This is a genomic window from Fulvivirga sediminis (assembly GCF_016757215.1).
GTDB lineage: Bacteria > Bacteroidota > Bacteroidia > Cytophagales > Cyclobacteriaceae > Fulvivirga > Fulvivirga sediminis.
Map to the genome: position 1 here is coordinate 528,659 of NZ_JAESIY010000001.1, position 20,502 is coordinate 549,160.

Annotated in this window: 17 protein-coding genes; 10 read left to right on the top strand and 7 right to left on the bottom strand. The window is 36.7% G+C overall.

What is annotated here, in order from left to right:
• Positions 1-23 precede the first annotated feature (23 nt).
• Positions 24-1,313: a phosphoribosylamine--glycine ligase gene (purD, locus tag JL102_RS02380; protein ID WP_202242071.1), complete on the bottom strand. Its 1,290-nt coding sequence runs from the start codon at positions 1,311-1,313 to the stop codon at positions 24-26.
• Between the two features lie 127 nt (positions 1,314-1,440).
• Complete coding sequence (gene recQ, locus JL102_RS02385) at positions 1,441-3,630, bottom strand: DNA helicase RecQ (RefSeq protein ID WP_202242072.1); 2,190 nt, start codon at positions 3,628-3,630, stop codon at positions 1,441-1,443.
• A gap of 159 nt (positions 3,631-3,789) precedes the next feature.
• On the opposite strand from recQ, the gene JL102_RS02390 reads away from it, so the two are divergent.
• Together JL102_RS02390 and JL102_RS02395 are read left to right on the top strand one after the other, a co-directional pair.
• The gene (locus JL102_RS02390; RefSeq protein WP_202242073.1) at positions 3,790-4,758 is read left to right on the top strand and encodes a KpsF/GutQ family sugar-phosphate isomerase; all 969 of its coding nucleotides are present in this window, start codon (positions 3,790-3,792) and stop codon (positions 4,756-4,758) included.
• Positions 4,759-4,791: 33 nt separating this feature from the next.
• Positions 4,792-5,862, top strand: coding sequence for a mannose-1-phosphate guanylyltransferase (locus tag JL102_RS02395; protein ID WP_202242074.1), 1,071 nt, complete (start codon positions 4,792-4,794; stop codon positions 5,860-5,862).
• Here the strand turns inward: JL102_RS02395 and rlmB are convergent.
• Both rlmB and JL102_RS02405 read right to left on the bottom strand, forming a co-directional pair.
• Complete coding sequence (gene rlmB / locus JL102_RS02400; protein WP_202242075.1) at positions 5,857-6,606, bottom strand: 23S rRNA (guanosine(2251)-2'-O)-methyltransferase RlmB; 750 nt, start codon at positions 6,604-6,606, stop codon at positions 5,857-5,859. The two genes, JL102_RS02395 and rlmB, sit on opposite strands and share 6 nt — an antisense overlap.
• A 5-nt stretch (positions 6,607-6,611) precedes the next feature.
• Positions 6,612-7,781 carry a GWxTD domain-containing protein gene (locus tag JL102_RS02405; RefSeq protein WP_202242076.1) on the bottom strand — a complete coding sequence of 390 codons (1,170 nt, stop codon included), beginning with the start codon at positions 7,779-7,781 and terminating at the stop codon, positions 6,612-6,614.
• Between the two features lie 128 nt (positions 7,782-7,909).
• Between JL102_RS02405 and JL102_RS02410 the strand changes: the two genes are divergently transcribed.
• A complete protein-coding gene (locus tag JL102_RS02410) occupies positions 7,910-8,683 on the top strand; it encodes a class I SAM-dependent methyltransferase (protein ID WP_202242077.1) in 774 nt (257 codons plus the stop codon).
• A 62-nt stretch (positions 8,684-8,745) separates the two neighbouring features.
• Here the strand turns inward: JL102_RS02410 and JL102_RS02415 are convergent, their stop codons facing one another.
• Together JL102_RS02415 and JL102_RS02420 are read right to left on the bottom strand one after the other, a co-directional pair.
• The gene (locus tag JL102_RS02415; RefSeq protein ID WP_202242078.1) at positions 8,746-11,706 is read right to left on the bottom strand and encodes a glycosyltransferase family 117 protein; all 2,961 of its coding nucleotides are present in this window, start codon (positions 11,704-11,706) and stop codon (positions 8,746-8,748) included.
• A 123-nt stretch (positions 11,707-11,829) separates the two neighbouring features.
• Positions 11,830-12,465 (bottom strand): sulfate ABC transporter permease, encoded by a 636-nt coding sequence (locus JL102_RS02420; RefSeq protein WP_202242079.1) that lies wholly within the window; start codon positions 12,463-12,465, stop codon positions 11,830-11,832.
• A 135-nt stretch (positions 12,466-12,600) separates the two neighbouring features.
• Between JL102_RS02420 and JL102_RS02425 the strand changes: the two genes are divergently transcribed.
• Complete coding sequence (locus JL102_RS02425) at positions 12,601-13,773, top strand: tetratricopeptide repeat protein (protein WP_202242080.1); 1,173 nt, start codon at positions 12,601-12,603, stop codon at positions 13,771-13,773.
• Positions 13,774-13,782: 9 nt separating this feature from the next.
• The gene (locus tag JL102_RS02430; RefSeq protein ID WP_202242081.1) at positions 13,783-15,126 is read left to right on the top strand and encodes a hypothetical protein; all 1,344 of its coding nucleotides are present in this window, start codon (positions 13,783-13,785) and stop codon (positions 15,124-15,126) included.
• Here the strand turns inward: JL102_RS02430 and JL102_RS02435 are convergent.
• Positions 15,072-16,157: a glycosyltransferase gene (locus tag JL102_RS02435; RefSeq protein ID WP_202242082.1), complete on the bottom strand. Its 1,086-nt coding sequence runs from the start codon at positions 16,155-16,157 to the stop codon at positions 15,072-15,074. The two genes, JL102_RS02430 and JL102_RS02435, sit on opposite strands and share 55 nt — an antisense overlap.
• Here JL102_RS02435 and JL102_RS02440 point away from each other — a divergent pair.
• Genes JL102_RS02440 through JL102_RS02460 form a run of 5 tightly spaced genes read left to right on the top strand, consistent with a single transcriptional unit; the run spans position 16,152 to position 20,442 of the window.
• On the top strand, positions 16,152-16,979 hold the full coding sequence (locus JL102_RS02440) for an ABC transporter permease (protein WP_202242083.1): 828 nt from the start codon (positions 16,152-16,154) through the stop codon (positions 16,977-16,979). The genes JL102_RS02435 and JL102_RS02440 overlap by 6 nt on opposite strands.
• A 2-nt stretch (positions 16,980-16,981) precedes the next feature.
• Positions 16,982-18,163 carry an ABC transporter ATP-binding protein gene (locus JL102_RS02445; RefSeq protein WP_202242084.1) on the top strand — a complete coding sequence of 394 codons (1,182 nt, stop codon included), beginning with the start codon at positions 16,982-16,984 and terminating at the stop codon, positions 18,161-18,163.
• Between the two features lie 46 nt (positions 18,164-18,209).
• Entirely contained in the window at positions 18,210-18,746 is a 537-nt protein-coding gene (locus JL102_RS23740; protein WP_202242085.1) for a CatB-related O-acetyltransferase, read from the top strand.
• Positions 18,743-19,507, top strand: coding sequence for a class I SAM-dependent methyltransferase (locus JL102_RS02455; protein WP_202242086.1), 765 nt, complete (start codon positions 18,743-18,745; stop codon positions 19,505-19,507). The genes JL102_RS23740 and JL102_RS02455 overlap by 4 nt, the downstream gene beginning before the upstream one ends.
• Positions 19,507-20,442 carry a glycosyltransferase family 2 protein gene (locus tag JL102_RS02460; protein WP_202242087.1) on the top strand — a complete coding sequence of 312 codons (936 nt, stop codon included), beginning with the start codon at positions 19,507-19,509 and terminating at the stop codon, positions 20,440-20,442. The genes JL102_RS02455 and JL102_RS02460 overlap by 1 nt, the downstream gene beginning before the upstream one ends.
• The last annotated feature ends 60 nt before the right edge of the window (positions 20,443-20,502 follow it).

Consider the following 20,502-nt stretch of genomic DNA (forward strand, 5'->3'; position numbering starts at 1 on the left):
TTAAAGATAAAGAATATAGCATACTAATCTATTCGTAGGGCTAAAATATCTTTTCCGATGTCTCTTCTATAATACATATCTTTCCAGCTGATATGCTTAATGGTCGAATATGATTCTTCTAAAGCATCTTCTAAGGTTTTTCCCTGACCAGTTACTGCCATTACTCTACCTCCATTAGTTAGAACTTTGTAACCGTCTTGTTTAGTGCCCGCATGTATAACTAATGCATCAGGTACGTTGGCAAGCCCTTCTATTTCAAGTCCTTTTTCATAATTTCCTGGGTATCCGCCAGCTACTAAAACCACGGTAGTGGCATAGTTAGAGTCAATATCCAGCTTATACTTGTTGAGATTGCCTTCGGCAGCTGCGGTAAACAGGTCAAGCACGTCACTTTTTATGCGAGGGAATACTACTTGTGTTTCAGGGTCACCCATACGCACGTTGTATTCTATTACATAAGGCTCGCCGTTTACATTCATGAGGCCTATAAATATAAAACCTTTATAATCTATAGATTCTTTTTTTAGTCCACTTAGAGTAGGTGCTATTACTTTTGCTTTTACTTTTTCTAAGAAGCTGTCGTCTACAAAATTAACAGGAGAAACTGCTCCCATACCGCCGGTGTTTAAACCTGTATCTTTTTCACCGATACGCTTGTAGTCTTTTGCTTCTGGTAGTAGAACGTAATTTTCTCCATCAGTAAGTACAAATACAGAAAGCTCTATTCCATCTAAAAATTGCTCGATAAGTACTTTTTCACTTGCTACACCAAACTGCTTGTCTAGCAACATAGATTTTAATGAATCTTGGGCTTCTTGCAGACTTTGAGATATTAATACTCCTTTTCCTGCGGCCAAGCCATCGGCTTTGAGTACTATTGGGAAATCACAACCTTCCAGATAAGCCAGGCCTTCTTCCAATGTTTCAATAGTGAAGGTTTTAGATGTAGCTGTAGGAATGTTATTGTTTTCCATAAAAGTTTTGGAAAAATCCTTACTGCCTTCTAGTTGAGCACCTGCGGCATCTGGGCCAATAAAGCCAATGCTTTTAAGGGCTTCGCTAGCTTGGAAGTAGTTTCTTATGCCTTTGACCAAAGGATCTTCAGGACCTACGATTACTAGTTCTATGTTATTAGCTAAAACAAATTTGCCAATAGCATCAAAATCGTTTACATCTATATCTACATTATCGGCAAACTGCTGAGTGCCTGCGTTTCCAGGGGCAACAAATACAGTGTCGCAGTTTACACTTTGAGAAATTTTCCATGCCAGGGTGTATTCACGCCCTCCGCTACCAAGAATTAGTACGTTCATATTTACAGGTTTAAACTGAAGCAAAATTATGAAATTATTCAGGGCTAAGGTAACCTTTAAAATCTAAATCTGCTGAAAAACAAAAAAGGCCACATGAGATGCGGCCTTTTCTTAGGGTTTTATAGGGTTAATTAGCATATTCTGAGAGAAACTTAATTCTCATTAATCTCAATTCTTCTTCAGAATATTCTTCATTATCTTCGTCTTCCAATGCTACGGCAATACTATCTGTTTCAGCATTGAGGAAGTAATCATAAAGGTCATCTTGTCTTTCTTCATCCAGTATATCATCTATATAATAGTCCAGATTGAGTTTAGTGCCAGAGTAGCAGATGTGTTCGATTTCATCTAGCAATTCATCAAAAGAAATGCCTTTGGTCTCCGCTATTTCTTCCAAATCTATTTTTCGGTCTATCTGCTGAATGATAAAAATCTTCATCTTAGACTTGTTCACCGATGATTTTACCACTACTTCGCTGGCCGTAACTATGTCATTATCTTCTACATACTTGGTGATGGTTTTAAGGAAGTCTTTGCCGAACTTCTGCACCTTGCCCATTCCTACTCCGTTGATTTGAGCCAGCTCAGCCTCATTAGTAGGGTAAATAGTGGCCATTTCTTCTAAAGAAGGGTCTTGGAAGATAACATAAGGAGGTAGCTCTTTTTGCTGAGCAATGGTTTTTCTAAGGCTTTTTAATATATTGAATAGGTTTTCATCATAGGCCTTAGAGGTGTTAGTTACTCTTTCGCTTTCTTCTTCCTCATCTCCAGCGTCTACATATTCATGATCTTTTGCGAAAAGAATAGAATGTGGTGTTTGAAGGAATTGCCTTCCTTTATCACTCACTTTTAGAACGCCAATATTGTCTATATCTTTTTGAAGTAGTTCATAGATAAGAGATTGTCTCACTACTGACTTCCAGAAGTCTTTGGTCTCTTCGCTACCTTTTCCGTAAACTTCCAGCTTATCATGATTGTATGAGTTTACATACTGATTGGCCACACCTCGTATCACGTCTACCAAATGGTTTAATCCAAACCTTTCTTCAGTGACCAAGGCTGCTTCTATTGCAATTTTAGCGAAATCTTTGGCTTCATATCTTTCTTTAGGATGAACGCAATTATCACAACCACCACAGTTTTCCGTTTCAAATTCTTCGCCAAAGTAGTGAAGTAGCTGTCTTCTTCTACATACAGGAGATTCTGCATAGTAAGACATCTCTTGCAAGAGTATTCTGGCGTTGTCACGTTCTTGCACTGGCTTGTCCTTGTTAAACTTCTCCAGTTTGTTAATGTCATTATGAGAGTAGAACATTAGGCATTCACCCTCTAAGCCATCTCGCCCGGCACGTCCTGTCTCTTGATAGTAGCCTTCCAGAGATTTAGGAACATCATAATGCACCACAAATCTTACATCTGGTTTATCTATACCCATGCCAAAGGCAATAGTTGCTACTACTATATCTAAATTCTCATTAAGGAAGTCATCCTGATTTTTTTCTCTTACGGCCGGGTCTAGTCCCGCATGGTAAGGAGCTGCGCGGAATCCATTTACATTGAGTAGCTCGGCTATTTCAGCGACTTTTTTTCTGCTTAGGCAGTATATGATACCACTTTTCCCTTTATGAACCTGTAAAAATTGCACTAGCTGTTTTTTGGCGTGCTTTTTAGGTTTTACTGTATAGAAAAGGTTGGTTCTATTAAAAGATGATTTAAAGACATCCGCATTTTCCATTTGCAGGTTTTTCTGGATGTCTAGTTGCACTTTTGGGGTAGCGGTAGCTGTAAGGGCTATAATGGGTAAGTTTCCTAGTAAGCCTATTATTTCTTTTATTCTCCTGTATTCAGGTCTAAAGTCATGTCCCCATTCTGAGATACAGTGAGCTTCGTCTACTGCTACAAAAGAAACATTGGCCTTTTGTAAAAAAGCAATGTTTTCCTCTTTGGTTAAAGATTCAGGGGCTACATATAATAATTTAATCGAGCCATCAAGACAATCTCTCTTTACCCTGTTGATCTCACCTTTAGAAAGGGTGGAATTTAAGAACTGTGCGTTAATGCCAAATGCATTTAGCTGATCCACCTGATTTTTCATTAGAGCAATAAGTGGCGAAATTACAATGGCCAAGCCATCAGTAATTAAGGCAGGTAGTTGATAGCATAAAGACTTCCCTGCTCCCGTAGGCATTATTACGAAAGTATTTTTTCCTTGTAAAATATTTTCTATAATGGCCTCCTGGTTCCCCCTAAATTGACTATAGCCAAAAACCTCTTTTAGCTTACTCTTTAAATTTTCCTTCTCTTCAACCAGCGTCATAATCTTTGATAAAATTTAATAAATCATCAATGTTTTAAAATATTGTTCAGTAGATATACTCTATATTCGGTTCAAAGTACCGTAGAAACCCACGTGGGCATTTATTCATGATTTTTTTATCTTTGGTGTGTTTATAATCACCAATAATGCAAAAGTAAATTGAAGGTACTAAAAAATATTAAAAAAATTGCCGAAAAGGTACTTCTAAATGAGGCCGAGGCTGTCCGAAAACTGGTTGATTTTGTTGATAACGATTTTGAAGAGTGTGTACGGACAATATTTGATTTAAACGGTAGGGTGGTAGTTACAGGTGTCGGGAAGAGTGCTATTGTAGCTAATAAAATTGTTGCAACTTTTAACTCAACTGGTACACCTGCATTATTTATGCACGCTGCGGACGCAATTCATGGTGATTTGGGCATGATTCAGAAGGATGATTTGGTGCTTTGCTTATCAAAAAGTGGTAACACTCCTGAGATAAAAGTACTCGTGCCGTTAATAAAGCGGACTGGTGCTAAGCTGGTGGCGCTAGTGAGTAATGTAAACTCTTATCTGGCGCAGCAGGCAGATCATGTTCTCAATGCTACTATCGATGAAGAGGCTTGCCCTAATAATCTAGCCCCCACTACTAGTACTACCGCTCACATGGCTATGGGAGATGCTCTTGCCATATGTTTGCTGGAGCTACGAGAGTTTTCAAGTGAAGATTTTGCTAAATATCATCCTGGAGGATCTCTGGGTAAGCAACTTTACTTAAAAGTGGATGATATTTATGAAAATAATGAGCTTCCTTTAGTAAAAGAAGATACCTTAGTAAAAGATGTAATTATTGAAATTTCTTCAAAGAGGCTCGGGGCTGCTGCAGTAGTAAATGATAATAAAGAATTGCAGGGTATAATTACGGATGGAGATTTACGTAGAGCCATTGAGAAAGGTCTTAATATAGAAAAAAATAAGGCTTCTGAAATTATGTCCACCGGGGCTAAGACTATGGAAAAAGGAGATTTTGCTGTGAAAGCTCTAAACATTATGCAGCAAAATAGTATTAGTCAGATAATTGTCCTTTCAAAAGGTAAGGTAGAGGGATTTGTACATCTTCATGATTTGCTAAGAGAAGGAATTATTTAATTCGAATAATAAAAACTAACATAATAACCGCAGATGGAAAACAAATATTTGGTGATAATGGCCGGAGGGATAGGAAGCCGCTTTTGGCCCTACAGCCGTAATAACCGCCCTAAACAATTCTTAGATATTTTGGGTACGGGAAGGTCTCTTTTGCAGATGACTTACGATCGTTTTTTACCATTAATTTCTAAGGAAAGAATTTTTATTGTTACCAACGGAATATATGCGGATCAGGTGAAAGAGCAACTCCCTGAGCTTTCTGATGATCAGGTATTGAAAGAACCTTTAAGAAGAAATACGGCCCCTTGTATAGGTTATGCTTGTTATAAAATAGCACAGAAGGAGCCTGAGGCAGTAATTACTGTGGCACCTGCTGATCATGTTATTTTTAATGAGGACTCATTCAGGTCAGTGATTAATATTGGAATGCGAGCAGCAGCTGATAAAGATAAGCTTATCACCATTGGCTTAAAGCCCAACCGACCAGAAACGGGTTTTGGCTATATTCAATATATTCACTCAGAAGATGACGTTAAAAAAGTAAAAACTTTCACGGAGAAGCCTGAAAGAGCCTTGGCTGAGAAGTTTTTGGAGAGCGGTGATTTTGTTTGGAACTCAGGAATTTTTGTCTGGAGTGTAGCCGCTATAAAGGAAGCTTTTAATCAGAGTTTACCGGAGATGGCAGAACTCTTTGAGGAGATGGAGAAGGACTTTTATACCGATAACGAAGATACTGCTTTGCAGACTACCTATGCACAGTGTGGAAATATATCTATCGATTATGGTGTAATGGAAAAGGCCGATAATGTTTTTGTGGTACTTGGTGAGTTTGGGTGGTCAGATTTAGGATCATGGAATTCTCTACATGAGCTATCTGATAAGGAAGGTGAAAACAATGTGGTTCAGGCTAATGCACTTTTATATGATACTAATAACAGTATTTTAAAAGGGCCCAAGGACAAGTTGATTATAGCACAAGGCTTAGAAGGATATCTGGTAGCTGAATGTGATAATGTACTATTAATCTGCAAAAAAGATCAGGAAGCAAAGTTCCGTGATTTTGTTGCAGATGTAAAAGATAAAAAAGGAGCTGAGTTTTTATAAACTCTCAGCCCCTTTTTGCCTTATGGCCTCATAAATGGCTATTGCCGCAGATACGGATACATTTAGAGAGGCTATATTTCCTGCCATAGGTATTTTACCTCTATAGTTACACATTTTTAGGTATTCAGGTGAAATACCGTTTTCTTCAGACCCTAAAAGTATAGCCACTGGCTGTTTAAAGTCAATATCATAAATGTAGCTATCGGTTTTTTCTGTACAAGCTACTATTTGAATACCACTTTCCTGTAAATATTTAATGGTAGTTTTAAGATTGTCTTCCCTGCAGACCGGAATATAGTTCAGTGCGCCAGCTGATGTTTTCATGGCATCATTATTAATAGCCGCGCTGCCTTTGCTGGGCACAATGATAGCGTCTACACCAGAGCATTCGGCCGTTCTGGCTATTGCTCCAAAATTTCTTACATCAGTAACCCTGTCGAGAATAATAAAAAAGGGTTCCTTTCCTTTTTGATATACTTCATTTATAACATTGTCCAGAGAGGCGTAATTCACAGCTGATAAAAAGGCAATGGCTCCCTGATGGTTTTTTCTGGTCACGCGGTTAAGCTTTTCCAGGGGTACTTGAGATATAGGTATATTGTGAGCCCTAGCTTCTTTCATTAGCTCTTTCGTGAGGTCATTAAAAAGACCTTTTTGTACTAGCAATTTATCTATCTCTTTGCCAGAATTAATGCTTTCCAGAACTGCTCTGGTTCCAAATATGTATTCTTTATTGTCAGCCATATAAATTAAAGTCTCCCTTTTCGCCACAAATCTATAGCTCTATACCAATTTGCCGCATGTTTTCGCTCTCTAATTAGTGCAAAATTTTTATCACTGAATATGTTTTGTGCATTAATAAATTTAAAAGTCTGGCTAGGTAGCTGTGGAGTAGCCTTGTATAACCAATCTTCTCCATCGTTGGTTAGCTTTACTTCATCGGGCATACCATAGATCATATAGATCATGCCCATATCTGTTTTCCAGCCCTCTTTATAGCTAGTGAAGAAGTAGTTAGCCTGTTGGGTTCTTTGATAATATTTTTTAATGATTAGCTTAGCCCTTTCAGGCGAGTTGGTCAGGTCTAGCCAAAATTGATCAAACTTTTTCTTATCACCATTTACCTGAAGTAAGTCTTCATACTCTTCTTTAGTGGTGATGTATCTAAGAGGTATGACTAAATCTTCTATTCTCACCATTTTAGGGTAATATTTGTCTTCCACTCTAAAGCTTACTGCTATGGCAGAGGTGGTATCTTGCTGAATGAGATACAGCCCTTTCTGTCCTAGTAATAGCTGGTTAGAGTTAATACTAATAATAGAGTCTATTTCCATTGCTTTTGGAGGCTCAGAGGAACTCGATGGCATAGGTGGAAGTGCCGGAGGAAAATTATTGTCGTAATAAAATGCGAAAAGATTATCAGGATAATTTATAGAATACAGTCCTGTAGGAAGCCAATCTTTAAAAGTTTGGCCAGGCATGAAATATTTGAAGGGCACATCATCCGTTGGTCTTACGTAAGAGAAGTATGTAAAACCTGAAGACTTGCTCAAAATCTGCGCTACAATAATATCGCCTTCAATTTCCTTTGGAAAGGTGAGTTGATAGTTGTAGCTGTTTTTGACGGTATTTATGTTTAAGGTATCTATATGCAGATTGGGAATAGGAGTTAAAGCATCATGAGTGGATGATGTGCTGAAAAAGCTAATGTCATAATCTTTAATGGATGAGTACTGTTTATTTACCTTTAATAGCAGATTATACTCTATATAATCTTGCTTGATATAGGCTTTTTGAGAGGTTTCAATTTCGTTATCAGGATTATACTTAAAAGCAAAATTCACTTTTGATAACGAACTCTGAGCATAGCTCTGAAACCAAGTAAAAATTGTGAAAAGTAAAATTGAAAATAAACGCATAATGATAGTTAATGTGCCGTTTAGATGTTAGTTGGTGGGTGGAAGTTACATGTTTTGCAGTTTAAAATAAAAAACCATTAAAAGGTATTTGTTTTAATTCGTTTACTTTGTTGTAAATAATAAATATAATGAGTGTTTATACTACCGAGATAGCTTCTGATAAAATTGCTTCTGATAATCCTATTCATCAAAGACTATTAAAGGCCTATTATTTGGCTGAAGAATATGTTCATGGTGATTTATTTGAAATAGGATGTGGAGAGGGTAGAGGTATAGCCCTGCTTAAAGATAAGTGTAAAAGCTATACAGCCATAGATAAGATTCAGGAAGTAATCGATCAGCTCCAAAAGAAATACCCGGATGTGAAACTGATACAAGGAAATATACCTCCTTTTGCAGGGATTGCTGATAATTCTTTTGATGTGATTATTAGCTTTCAGGTGATAGAGCACATTAAAAATGATAAGTTGTACCTACAAGAGATTCATAGGGTATTGAAGCCTGGAGGAAAGGCACTTATTACCACTCCAAATATTAAAAAAACACTTACCAGAAACCCTTGGCATATTCGTGAGTACAAAGCTACAGAGCTTGAAAATCTAGCTAAAACAGTGTTTCCTAAAGTGGAGATGAAAGGTGTAGCCGGAAATGATAAGGTGATGGAGTACTATGAAATGAATAAGAAGAGTGTGGAGAAGATTACCAGATTTGATATTTTAAATCTTCAATATAGATTACCTGCTCCTTTATTGAGAATTCCTTATGATTTACTGAACAGAATGAACAGGAATAAACTAAAAACCAGTAATGATAGTTTGGTTAATCAAATACACCATACTGACTATTTGCTTACAGATCAGGCAGACGGAGCACTTGATTTATTCTGCATCATGGAGAAATAAAAATTAAAATATTGGACATAAAAAAAGCGGGCTTCAACCCGCTTTTTTTATGCTTTATTATTTTACATCCTTCGTCTATCGAGCTGAAGGTTGCCAAGAGCTTTATTATAAGCCTCTTCATATTTCTGAGCCAGCTCACCTTGACCTGTGCGGTTAAGGGTTCTTTGTAGTTCGGCTAACACCAGTAGATTTCTTTGAAGCTCCATTCCTAGTTCTGAGTTTTCAGCAATTAGGTATTCAACCATTTCTACGGCTCTGTCACCAATAGTTTCAGCTATTTCTACAGCCTTATCTTTTTCTCCCACTTCAAATAATAGAGCTATAGTGCGAGTGGCCGTATAGTCATAAGGAATCGCTTCATCTGGCATTGTTTTCAGGCTAAATAATAGCGCTTTTCTTGCTTTTTCGGTTTTGCCTTCATTAATAAGAGCAGCAGCCAGAGTGTTAAAGCTAGTGCGGTGATTGAGCACAAAGTTTCTGTAATCTTGATTGTAATAAACATCAGGATTATCCAATTCACGATAATAGAAGTTGTTCATCAGATTATCGTACATGGTTTTAGTGTCTACAAAATCCACATCAGGGTTAGGGTTTTTTACCGGTAAAATACGGTAGGCATTACCTTCCTGAATGGCATACTGGCTAATGTCAATGTTAAACTGTTGAATAGAGGTGTTGTTAAGGTAAATCGGACGCTCCCAGTCTGCAGAAGCTATAACATCTAGTATTGCCAAGTCCTTTTTCTCTAATGCATTTTTGCCTCTTTTCAGGCTAAACACCATTTTGTCTACTAAAAGGCTATCCATACCTTCTGGTACTATTCCTAGTTTTCTAACTTTATCTCTGTCAATATTAAGAGAGAACGTGCGGCTAGGAACAACATTGGCAGATCTGTACTTAGTTCTTAGGCGTTTATCATTGTCTTTCAGAAGTTTTAGGAATTGCTTTAAGTCAATAACTTTTAACCCCATGTCATCATAAGGCAAGTAGTCATTAAGACCATTTTGCTTATAGTTTTCAAAAGTTAAAGTATAAGGGAATGGTTCAGATTCATATACCTGTCTCATGGTTTGGCCAATGTACCAATCAGTATTATAGTAGCTTAATACTACTACTCTTACATCGGTTCTAAAACCTTCTACTTCTTGAGCATACCACAATGGGAAGGTATCATTATCACCTCCGGTATATAGAATAGCATTTGGAGCGGTAGAGGCTAGGAAGTTTTTAGCAGAATCTACAGAAAAATAACGATCATCTCTATCATGATCATCCCAACCTTGCTGAGCCATAATGGCTGGCCCGGTAAGGCATAAAATAGTAGCGATCATAGCAGCTAGCTTGCCACCAGTGTATTTCTTCAATAATTCAGCTATTGCCAAAACTGAGAAGCCTATCCATATAGCAAAGGCATAGAAAGAACCTGCGTATATGTAATCTCTCTCTCTAGGTTCTATAGGTGGTGAATTTAGATATAAAATCAAAGCTATACCTGTTAAGAAAAACAGCATAGTTACTACTGCAAAATTCTTTTTGTCTTTAGAAAGTTGGAATACTAGTCCAATTATTCCTAAAATGAGAGGAATCATAAAGAAGTTGTTTCTAGCTTTATTAGTGGCTAATTCTTGAGGTACATCCTTAAACCAGTCAGTTGGTCCGAGCCAGTCAGCATCTTGAATGTCACTTTCTCTACCAGCAAAGTTCCACATGAAGTAGCGCATGTACATCCAGCCCAGCTGGTGTTTTAGCATAAACTCTATGTTATCTACAAAAGTAGGTACTTCACCTTCTGCTAGGTTTGCAACTTCGCGATATCTCTGTATATGCCTTGGATCATTACTATACATACGTGGTAGAAATGTCATTTGAGAAGGATCATACTCGTAAGAAAACTTTCTATCTGCTATTTCATATTTATCATCACCTTTTACATATTGAGGAGCCCCTTCTTTGGTGCCTGTAACCTGAGCAGTAAAGTACTGACCGTATAAAAGCGGGCGACTTCCATACTGCTCACGCTTTAGGTATTTTACGAAAGACATTACGTCTTCAGGGTTGTTTTCGTCAATAGGAGTGTTATAGTTAGAACGAATTACAACTATGGCGTAAGAAGAATAGCCTATAAGTATGAAAGTAAGGCCTAATAAGGCTGTGTTTAATATTGCTTTTTGATGAGTTAAGGAATACCTTATTCCGATAATAAGACCACCAATTAATAGTGCTCCTACGAAAATAGCTCCAGACCCAAAAGGTAGTCCCATCGTGTTTACAAAAAATATCTCAAAAGTACCCGCCAGACTTGGTAAGCCTGGTATGATGAGGTTATTAATTAAAATAATTAGTCCACCACTAATAGCCATGGTCGCAATCAGACCCCATTGGGTAGGGGTATGCTTTTTGAAATAATAGATGAGTCCTAAGGCAGGAATAGTTACCAGGTTAAGTAAGTGAACTCCTATGGAAAGTCCCATCATGTAGGCAATAAGAATAAGCCATCTGTTAGCTCTGCTTTCGTCTTCAATAAGATCCCACTTTAAAATGGCCCATACTACAAATGCAGTAAAGAAAGAAGACATGGCATAAACTTCAGCTTCAACAGCTGAGAACCAGAAAGAGTCAGAAAAAGTATAGGCAAGAGAGCCTACAGCACTGGCACCAATAATCAACCAAGTTTGCTCAGAAGATAACTTCTCGTTTAATTTTATTTTAAGCATTTTTCTGGAGAACATAGATATAGTCCAGAAAAGGAAAAGTATAGAAAAACCACTGCTAAGCGCGCTGGAAACATTAATCCAGTAGGCTACCTGGGTGCCATCACCTAGGGCCAGAAAGGAGAAAATTCTGCCAATGAGCAGGAAAAACGGTGCTCCAGGAGGGTGTGGAACCATCAATTTGTAAGATACTGCAATGAATTCACCGCAATCCCAGTAGCTGCCCGTGCGCTCTAAGGTTAATAGATATACAATGGTAGCTATGGCGAACACGATCCAACCAGCAATATTGTTGACTCTTTTAAATTCCATTAGGATGTTAAATTATTAATTAGAAAGCGAAAATAAGGAACTATGCACAATTAACCATATTAAGGGCTAATTAGTATGCCAATAAGAAATTATATAGGAAAACAATTTTATCAATGGCAATTATCACTTATAAACTATGAGGTAAAAACCTAGCCAAAGTAAGAAGAACAAACAGTAAGACGAGAAGACAATGCTATAGGCTATTTTTTTTCTCTTTCCGGCCATGTGATGAATGCCACTTGCCAAAATAAACCAATATATGATTTCAAAAATATTTAAAGCTTTCAAAGGGTAAAACCATCTCTTGGGAAGATTATATGGATCAAATAAATTAATCAATGAAATGGGGTAGAAAGATTTGATTTCAAATAGATTAGGATCTGGATTTATGATAAGGAACCAGACTATTTTAAGTATTTCTGGTGCCAGAAAAATGAGCTCTGAAATAGCCACAATCTGCCATACTTGACCAAACGTGATTTTGTAGCCAAACATAAAGGATCCCACCCATAATATAAATGCAATAGAGGTGAATTTAATGAGATAAATAATAGGAACGGAAAGGTATTGAAGGGTGTTAAGAAGTTGAAAAACTCCAATTTGTCCACGAGACTCCAATACTTCAAAGGCAGCGGTATTGTTTTCGATTAGTACTTTTTTAGCTATCAATAGCACTAGAGTGGCTGCACATATCAGCGCAAAACCTGCCCATTTATTGATATCAAAAAAGGAGCTATTTGTGGTGTAGTTTTTGTTCATTGGTGCAAATTAACTGAAAATACATTTTTTCTTCTGCCGTTCAGAGTCACTGGATACCTTTTAGCCGTTTAAGGCAAGGATTGTAAATATCATAAGGCAAAGAAAAAATAAAGATATATCTTTATGCTACTAATTATGAGGCGGTTTTTAATATTATTCCTTTGTTCAGCACTATCTTTTTCTTACGCTCAAAGTGATGAAGAGCAAGATAAGCAGGTGATATTGCTCTCTGATATGCAGCTTCAGATAGAGATTAATCAGGCCATGAACGATCTTTATAATTTCAAGTTTGCCAAGGCTGAGCAACAATTTCGTTGGCTAAAACAAAAGCATCCAGGGCATCCTTTGCCCTACTTTTTATTAGGTCTTAGTGAGTGGTGGAAAATAATGCCTGATATGGATAACACTAGTCATGATGATACTTTCTTGGCTTATATGGACAGTGTTATAACCATATCTGAAAAGATGTATGATAAGCCTAAGCATAAGGTGGAAGCATCCTTTTTTCTGGCTGCAGCCTATGGATTTGAAGGCAGGCTGTATTCTACTGAAGAGCGCAAGAAGTGGGCTAAATCCGCGGTGGTTGGGAAAAATGCACTTAACTATATGAATGAGATCGAAGATGATGCTGATTTAAGTCCGGAGTTACTTTTCGGAAAGGCACTGTATAATTACTTTTCCGTTTGGGTGCCCGAGAACTATCCACTACTTAAGCCAATTATTGTTTTTTTTCCAAAGGGAGATAAAAAACTAGGAATAAAGCAATTAACTGAGGTTTCTTATAACGCATTTTACACCAGGATTGAAGCAATGGTATTTCTAATGCGAATACTTAATAGTTACGAAAACAATAAACCTAAAGCACTACAAATAGGAGAATACCTACATACTACTTATCCAGACAATCCATATTTTCACCGTTATTATGCCAGGTTACTTTACTCATCTGGTCGATTTAGTGAGGCTAAACCAGTGTCAGAAAAAATCATTGAACGTATAGATGAAGACATGATTGGTTATGAAGGTACTAGTGGCCGATATGCAGCTTTTTTTCTCGGACAGATATACGAGTCTGAGCATAATAGCGAAAAGGCTAAATATTATTATATAAGAGCTAAAAACTTTTCAGAAGAAATTGAGGCTACTGATACGGGCTATTATCATTATTCATTACTGGCATTAGGAGATATCTACAAAAAAGAAGGTAATGACCTAGAGTCGAAGCGGTACTATAAGCTGGTGAAAAAGCAAGCTAAGCGTAAAGACGATGTCCATAGAAAGGCTCGTGAAAAACTTCGTGACTTTTAGGTTTGCTCTATGGAATTAAAAGACTTCATCGTTACGCCCATTGTTCTATTTGTGGTCTACATTTTAGCTTATATAATAAGGCCATACGTGAGTAATGAAACCACCGTAAAGTATTTTATCCCTGGCCTAACAGTGAAAATAGTGGGGGCCATAGCTGTAGGAATGGTGTATCAATTTTATTATGGAGGAGGAGACACTTTTGCTTACCACACCCATGGTAGCAGGTGGATTTGGAAAGCATTTAATGATTCCTTTGCTTCTGGTTTTAAAATGCTTACCGCAGATGGTAATTACGAAGGGATTTATACTTATGCTTCGCATATCTGGTATTTTAGAGATGAACATTCTTACTTTCTAATAAAAATTGTAGCGCTTATAGATCTGATAACTTTTTCTACCTATTCTGCTACGGCTGTAATTTTTGCAGTGCTCAGCTTTTCAGGGATGTGGGCTATGTATATGACTTTTAACAGAAAATACTCAGAAATGAGTAATTGGCTGGCTTTAGCAATATTGTTTGTTCCTTCTGTTTTTTTCTGGGGTTCTGGTATACTTAAGGATACTGTTACATTAGGAGCATTGGGCTGGATAACCTATAGCTTTGATCAACTCTTTTTAAGACGAAATTGGAATATAATGAATATGATTGTGCTGGGGCTATGTTCATTTTTGATTTTACAAATTAAAATCTACATATTGCTTTGTTTCCTGCCGGCACTTATTCTATGGTACTTTGTCAGTAAAATTGAGCAAATCCAGTCCTTGGCATTGAAGCTTCTGTTCGCTCCCTTCTTGCTGGCTGTAGGAATAGTTGTAGGGTACTTTGCTATAGAAATGGTTGGAGAGCAAAATTCTAAATATGCTCTTGAGAACGTTGCCACTACCGCTCAGGTAACAGCCTATGATATTCGCTATGGCTGGGGAGCGAGACAAGGAGAGAATTCCGGATATACGTTGGGAGAGCTTGATGGTTCTTTTGGTAGTATGATAAAGCTATTTCCTTCGGCTGTGAATGTGTCTTTATTCAGGCCCTACCTTTGGGAAGTTAGAAATCCTTTAATGTTGCTTTCTTCTGTCGAAGCCATGGGCTTTTTATTTTTAACACTATGGATGATGTGGAAATTTGGAGTAAGGAATTTTTTCCAATACTTATTTCAACCAGATGTATTATTTTGTATTACATTTTCGGTAGTATTTGCCTTTGCAGTAGGTATCTCATCCTATAATTTCGGGACGCTTTCCCGTTATAAAATTCCTCTGATGCCGTTCTATTTGGTGGGTTTAATTATTATTTACTATTACTCCACTTTAAATAAAGATAAGAATTCAGAAGAAACGGCAGAGACCGAATAGTTCCTTTCGATTTTAACCCTGGCTTGTTCTCCCATTCTTTGCCTTTTTACTGAATCGTGTAGTAATTCTCTTAAATACTTTAGCCAATCGATATCTGTCTTACACAGATAGCCATTTATTGCATTGTCAATAATTTGATTATTTACACCTACAGGAGAAGCCAGCGCAGGAATTTCAAGAGCCATATATTGAAGGGCTTTGAAACCACACTTTCCTTGCGACCAAAGATCATCAGTGAGTGGCATAATCCCTATGTCTATTTTTTGCAAGTCAGCAATTTCACTCTGTTTATTCCAAGGAGTGAATCTTAATGATTTTAATTTAAAATTTGGCTTTTTGTTAGAAATCACTAAAAACTCAAAATCATATTCTTTTTCTAGCTGCTGAATTACAGGAACAAGAGGTTTGAGATATTGTAGTGTGCTGTGTGTGCCTGTCCAGCCGATGACTAATTTTTTAGAAGTAGAAGAGTCCTTGGAAGATGGTGTGTGCTGATGTATAGTATCAATAGTAGTGGGTATGACAACCACGTTTTTGCAATAAATTGCCGCAAAACCTGCCAGAAATTGATTCCCGGCACTAACTTTCCAACTCCATTGACAAATACGCTTCACTTTACCTTTCCATTTTATTTTACTTTTGATAGAACCTACTTCATCAGGATCTTCCAGCCAAATAGCATCGTCAAAATCGTAAATTATCTTTTTATTTAATATTTTAGATATAAACCACTCAAAAACAGGAGGTCCGGCAGGCGATGCTTCTCGGTGAATAAAAATGAAATCGTATTTATAAATTTTAAATAAAGTTAAGAAACGGGTTACAAAACCTTTAGTGAGATGATAAAGTTTGAGGATGAATTTACCATCTTTGTATAGAGTGAACCATCCTCCTTCGGTTAAAAATGGCTGAAAATCAATGCTAAAGCCTTTGTTTTTTAATAGCTTTAGATACTGTTCAAATCGAAAGCGTTGACTCGGAGCTTCTCCGGGAGGATAAGGAGTGATAAAAAGTATAGACTTAGAATGCATAAGTTAGTAGTTGATGCAAATAAAAAAGGTTTACGCCTAAATCTTAAGGAATTATTTCAATATAAAGACTTATTTTTAATTCTAGCCTACCGAGACCTGAGAGTAAGGTATGCTCAGACTGCGTTAGGCTTAGTTTGGGTGTTTATTCAACCATTGGCCACTTTATTAATATTTATAATGGTTTTTGGTAGAGCTATAAAGGTAGATACCGGAGACGTGCCGTATCCTCTTTTTGCAATATCGGGAATGGCTGCTTGGAGTTATTTTGCTTTTGTATTAGCACAAGCAGGAGATTCTATCATTTCTGCGCAAGAAATGGTTAAGAAAATTTATTTTCCACGGTTAGTAATTCCTTTATCTAAAGCAGTTGTTGGACTAGTGGATTTTTCGATTGGTTTGTTTTTGGTGTTGATACTGATGATTATTTACGGTTTCACTCCTTCAATTAATATCATTTATTTTCCTTTGTTTTTAATCATGGCCATGATATCTGCCCTAGCGGTAGGCATATGGATGAGTGCACTAACCATTCGTTATCGAGATTTTAAGCATGTAGTGCCGTTTCTGGTTCAGTTTGGCCTATACGCCACTCCTGTTGGGTACCCTTCTTCATTGGTGATGAATAACCTTCCTGATTGGGCTAATATATTATACTATGCTAACCCGATGGTAGGGGTGATTGAAGGATTTCGGTGGACTTTACTAGGGCAGCAACCTCCATCAGCATATAGCTTGATTTCTTTTTCAATAATAATTATTTTGTTTATATCGTCGCTTTTTTACTTTAAAAAGGTGGAGCGTATAATGGCAGATGTAGTCTAAAGATGGGAGATGTAGCAATAAAAGTCGAAGGGCTAGGTAAAAAATATGAGATTGGCCATAAAAAAGAAGGCGATCTCAGAAATGCTTTCGGTGCTAAATTGTCAAAATTACTAGGCAAGACCAGTAGCACGAAAGAAGATTTTTGGGCACTGAAGGATATTGACTTTGAAATTAAAAAGGGCGAGGCAGTAGGCATTATTGGCCGAAATGGAGCCGGTAAAAGTACCCTTTTAAAAATCCTTAGCAGGATTACAGAACCAACTACAGGTAGGTTTGAAATTAATGGCCGTGTGTCTTCACTACTTGAAGTAGGTACAGGCTTCCATATGGAGCTTAGTGGTAGGGAAAATATTTACCTAAATGGTACTATCCTGGGCATGAAGCGAGCTGAGATTAAAGCCAAGTTCGATGAGATAGTGGCCTTTAGTGGTGTTGAGAAATTCATTGACACCCCTGTGAAACACTATAGCTCAGGTATGAAAGTCCGTCTTGCATTTAGCGTAGCAGCTCATTTAGAGCCGGAGATCTTAATTGTAGACGAGGTATTAGCAGTAGGCGATGCCGAATTCCAAAAGAAATGCCTCGGTAAAATGGATGAGGTGAGTAAGAATGAGGGGAGGACGGTTTTGTTTGTGAGCCATAACCTTTCTTCTATCAGGCAACTTTGCACTAAAGGGATATTACTCCATAATAGCAAGGTAGAGATGTCTAGCAAGATAGGGAATGTGTTAAATAAATACACGTCTATGGGCAATCAACATAATTCCCATGAATTTATTGCGGACAGTTCATTTTCGGAAGATGTAAATTATATCAAACGAGTTCATTTAGATTTTACAGATCATTCAGGACAAAAGTTGCTTATAGTTAAAGTGACAGTTAATAAAAAGGTTCTGGATGATAGTTTGCACTTATTACTAAGGGTTTTTAATTATGACAATGTCGCAGTTGGTGCACTTGATAAAGTTATTAGTTCGGATGAGAAAGAGTTCATAGTAAAATTGTCAAGTGAAATTTTTAATAAAGGGCAGTATTATTTAAATCTAATATTGTATAAACCAGGTCAAGAGGTATATGACAAAGTTGAAGAATGCTGTCAATTTGAAGTTCAAGAGAACTCAAAGAAATTATCACATTTGGAAGATTTTAATGTTGGTATTATAAAGTTTGATGAAATTATTTAGCAACATCAGTGCACGTCTGAGACACCTGTTCAGTAAAAATAGTGAAGTGAAGAGTCTATTTTTTACAAGAGAAATTCTCACTCATGACAATTTTCATATTGGAGAATTTACTTATGGAAAACCATCAGTTCTATTTGCGGATAGTGACGCCAGTTTACATATTGGAAAGTTTTGCTCGATCTCCGATGATGTGACAATTTTTTTAGGGGGAAATCATAGGTATGATTGGATTACGACTTATCCATTTAATAAAATTCCACATTTCCATGAAAAGTTCTGTCATATAGAAGGGCATCCGAGTACTAATGGAGACGTTGTTATTCAAAATGATGTTTGGATCGGTAGAGGTGTTACTATTATGTCGGGTGTGAATGTAGGTAATGGAGCTGTTTTGGCAGCTGGCAGTGTAATAACTAAAGATGTAGGTCACTATGAGATTTGGGGAGGAAATCCGGCGAAAAAAATTAAAAGCAGATTTTCTGATGAAATAACTAATCGGCTTCTGCAAGATTGTTGGTGGGAGTGGGGCATGACCAAAATTGAGGAAAGAGTTGAGTATTTGATGTCAGTTCCTAAAATATGAAATATTTTAAAAAACTATATAGAAGATATAAGCTTGGTGAGTATTACGAAGAAGTTGTGTTTAAAAATAAGCATTATTTGGATGCTCAGAAAGGTTCAATTTATCAGGCAACAAGTGACAAAAAGCGATATGATGTTATAAATCATTTATTAGCATCATTAAACCGAGAAACATTCTATCTTGAAATTGGTGTTAGGAACCCTCAGGATAATTTTAATTTAATTAAGGCGAATGTTAAATATAGTGTAGATCCTGGTTTAGAATATACCCAAAATCCTGTTGATTTTAAATTAACTAGTGATGATTTCTTTGAGCAGTTGGATCAAGGAGCTCTATTATCGAAATCTATAAAATTTGATGTAGTATTTATAGATGGTATGCACCTAGCTTCATATGTTGATCGCGATATATCTAATGCGTTAAGATACGTAAAGGATGATGGGTTTATTGTATTGCATGATTGCAATCCTCCAACTGAATGGCATGCGAGGGATCAATATTTATATGAGTGGACGCCTGCGAACAAGTATTGGAATGGATCTACATGGAAGGCATTTGTGAAGTATAGAAAAATGAATAATTTATCTAGCTGTTGTATTGATATAGATTGGGGGGTTGGTCTTATTTCAAAGGGTAAAAATATTGGAGAGCCGACCTCAATAGATGACGAATTTTACGAATACTCTACATTTTGTTTGAGTCGTAAAGAGGTTTTAAATTTGATTTCTTTTGATGAGTTTAAATTAATGGTTGACCGTTAATGAAGATTACTGCCGTAGTTGTAACTTATAATTCAATTAAATGGATTCAAAAGTGTATAGATAGTTTACTGTCGAGTACGGTAGAAGTTACCGTCGTAATAGTGGATAACGCATCTGATGATGAAACAATTGATTTTATAAAAAGTAATTATCCACAAATAACTCTTATCAGCAATGATGAAAATTTGGGGTTTGCAGCAGCGAATAACATAGGACTGAAACTTGCTCAAACTTCTTGCTCTGATTTTATTTTTTTGCTCAATCACGATGCTTGGGTTCGAAGTGATACTATTGAAAATTTGGTGTTGCGGGCTAAAGAAAACTCAAATTACGGAGTATTGAGTCCTATACATTTGAACGCAAGTGGCGAAATGTTAGAATTTCTCTTCAGTACTTTTATAAGTAACCCTTCAGATGAAGGGAGAAAGTTTTATTCAGATTTAGTTTTAAAACACCCTATAAAAAAAGTTTATGAAGTTGATTTTATAAATGCAGCAGCTTGGTTGATACCTATTAAAACAATCGAAATAGTAGGTTTATTCGATTCGTTAAATTTTCCGCATTATGGAGAGGATAATAATTATTTACAAAGGCTTAAATATTTTAATCTAAAGGTGGGCTTGGTGCCTTCCACTTTTGCCTATCATGACACAGAAGATAGAGAAGGAAAGCACAATGATAAAAACTTTAAGCGTCATCTAGCCATTAAAAAATTCAAGGTTTGTGCGTTAGATATATCTGAAAGTTATAATTCTAAAGATTTGAAGAATGAAATATTCATGGGATTGGAAGATGTAATTAAGGCCATTTTTAAAATACAGTTTACTGAATCTATAAGTAGATTCAAGATTTATAGAGAGAAACGTGAGCTATATAATAATAGAAACTCTATCATAAGTAAATATAAGCAAAGCGGGTTTGATCCTCAATTATAACTGAAATGCAATTATTTCGTTTAAGCCCTTTTCTTCCGATATGTATTATTTACAATTAAT

Coding starts and splice junctions, on each gene's coding strand:
- JL102_RS02395 (WP_202242074.1), top strand. CDS start 4,792: ATGGAAAACAAATATTTGGTGATAATGGCCGGAGGGATAGGAAGCCGC.
- JL102_RS02415 (WP_202242078.1), bottom strand. CDS start 11,706: ATGGAATTTAAAAGAGTCAACAATATTGCTGGTTGGATCGTGTTCGCC.
- JL102_RS02425 (WP_202242080.1), top strand. CDS start 12,601: ATGAGGCGGTTTTTAATATTATTCCTTTGTTCAGCACTATCTTTTTCT.
- JL102_RS02405 (WP_202242076.1), bottom strand. CDS start 7,781: ATGCGTTTATTTTCAATTTTACTTTTCACAATTTTTACTTGGTTTCAG.
- rlmB (WP_202242075.1), bottom strand. CDS start 6,606: ATGGCTGACAATAAAGAATACATATTTGGAACCAGAGCAGTTCTGGAA.
- JL102_RS02420 (WP_202242079.1), bottom strand. CDS start 12,465: ATGAACAAAAACTACACCACAAATAGCTCCTTTTTTGATATCAATAAA.
- JL102_RS02435 (WP_202242082.1), bottom strand. CDS start 16,157: ATGCATTCTAAGTCTATACTTTTTATCACTCCTTATCCTCCCGGAGAA.
- JL102_RS02440 (WP_202242083.1), top strand. CDS start 16,152: ATGCATAAGTTAGTAGTTGATGCAAATAAAAAAGGTTTACGCCTAAAT.
- recQ (WP_202242072.1), bottom strand. CDS start 3,630: ATGACGCTGGTTGAAGAGAAGGAAAATTTAAAGAGTAAGCTAAAAGAG.
- JL102_RS02460 (WP_202242087.1), top strand. CDS start 19,507: ATGAAGATTACTGCCGTAGTTGTAACTTATAATTCAATTAAATGGATT.
- JL102_RS02410 (WP_202242077.1), top strand. CDS start 7,910: ATGAGTGTTTATACTACCGAGATAGCTTCTGATAAAATTGCTTCTGAT.
- JL102_RS02430 (WP_202242081.1), top strand. CDS start 13,783: ATGGAATTAAAAGACTTCATCGTTACGCCCATTGTTCTATTTGTGGTC.
- purD (WP_202242071.1), bottom strand. CDS start 1,313: ATGAACGTACTAATTCTTGGTAGCGGAGGGCGTGAATACACCCTGGCA.
- JL102_RS02455 (WP_202242086.1), top strand. CDS start 18,743: ATGAAATATTTTAAAAAACTATATAGAAGATATAAGCTTGGTGAGTAT.
- JL102_RS02445 (WP_202242084.1), top strand. CDS start 16,982: ATGGGAGATGTAGCAATAAAAGTCGAAGGGCTAGGTAAAAAATATGAG.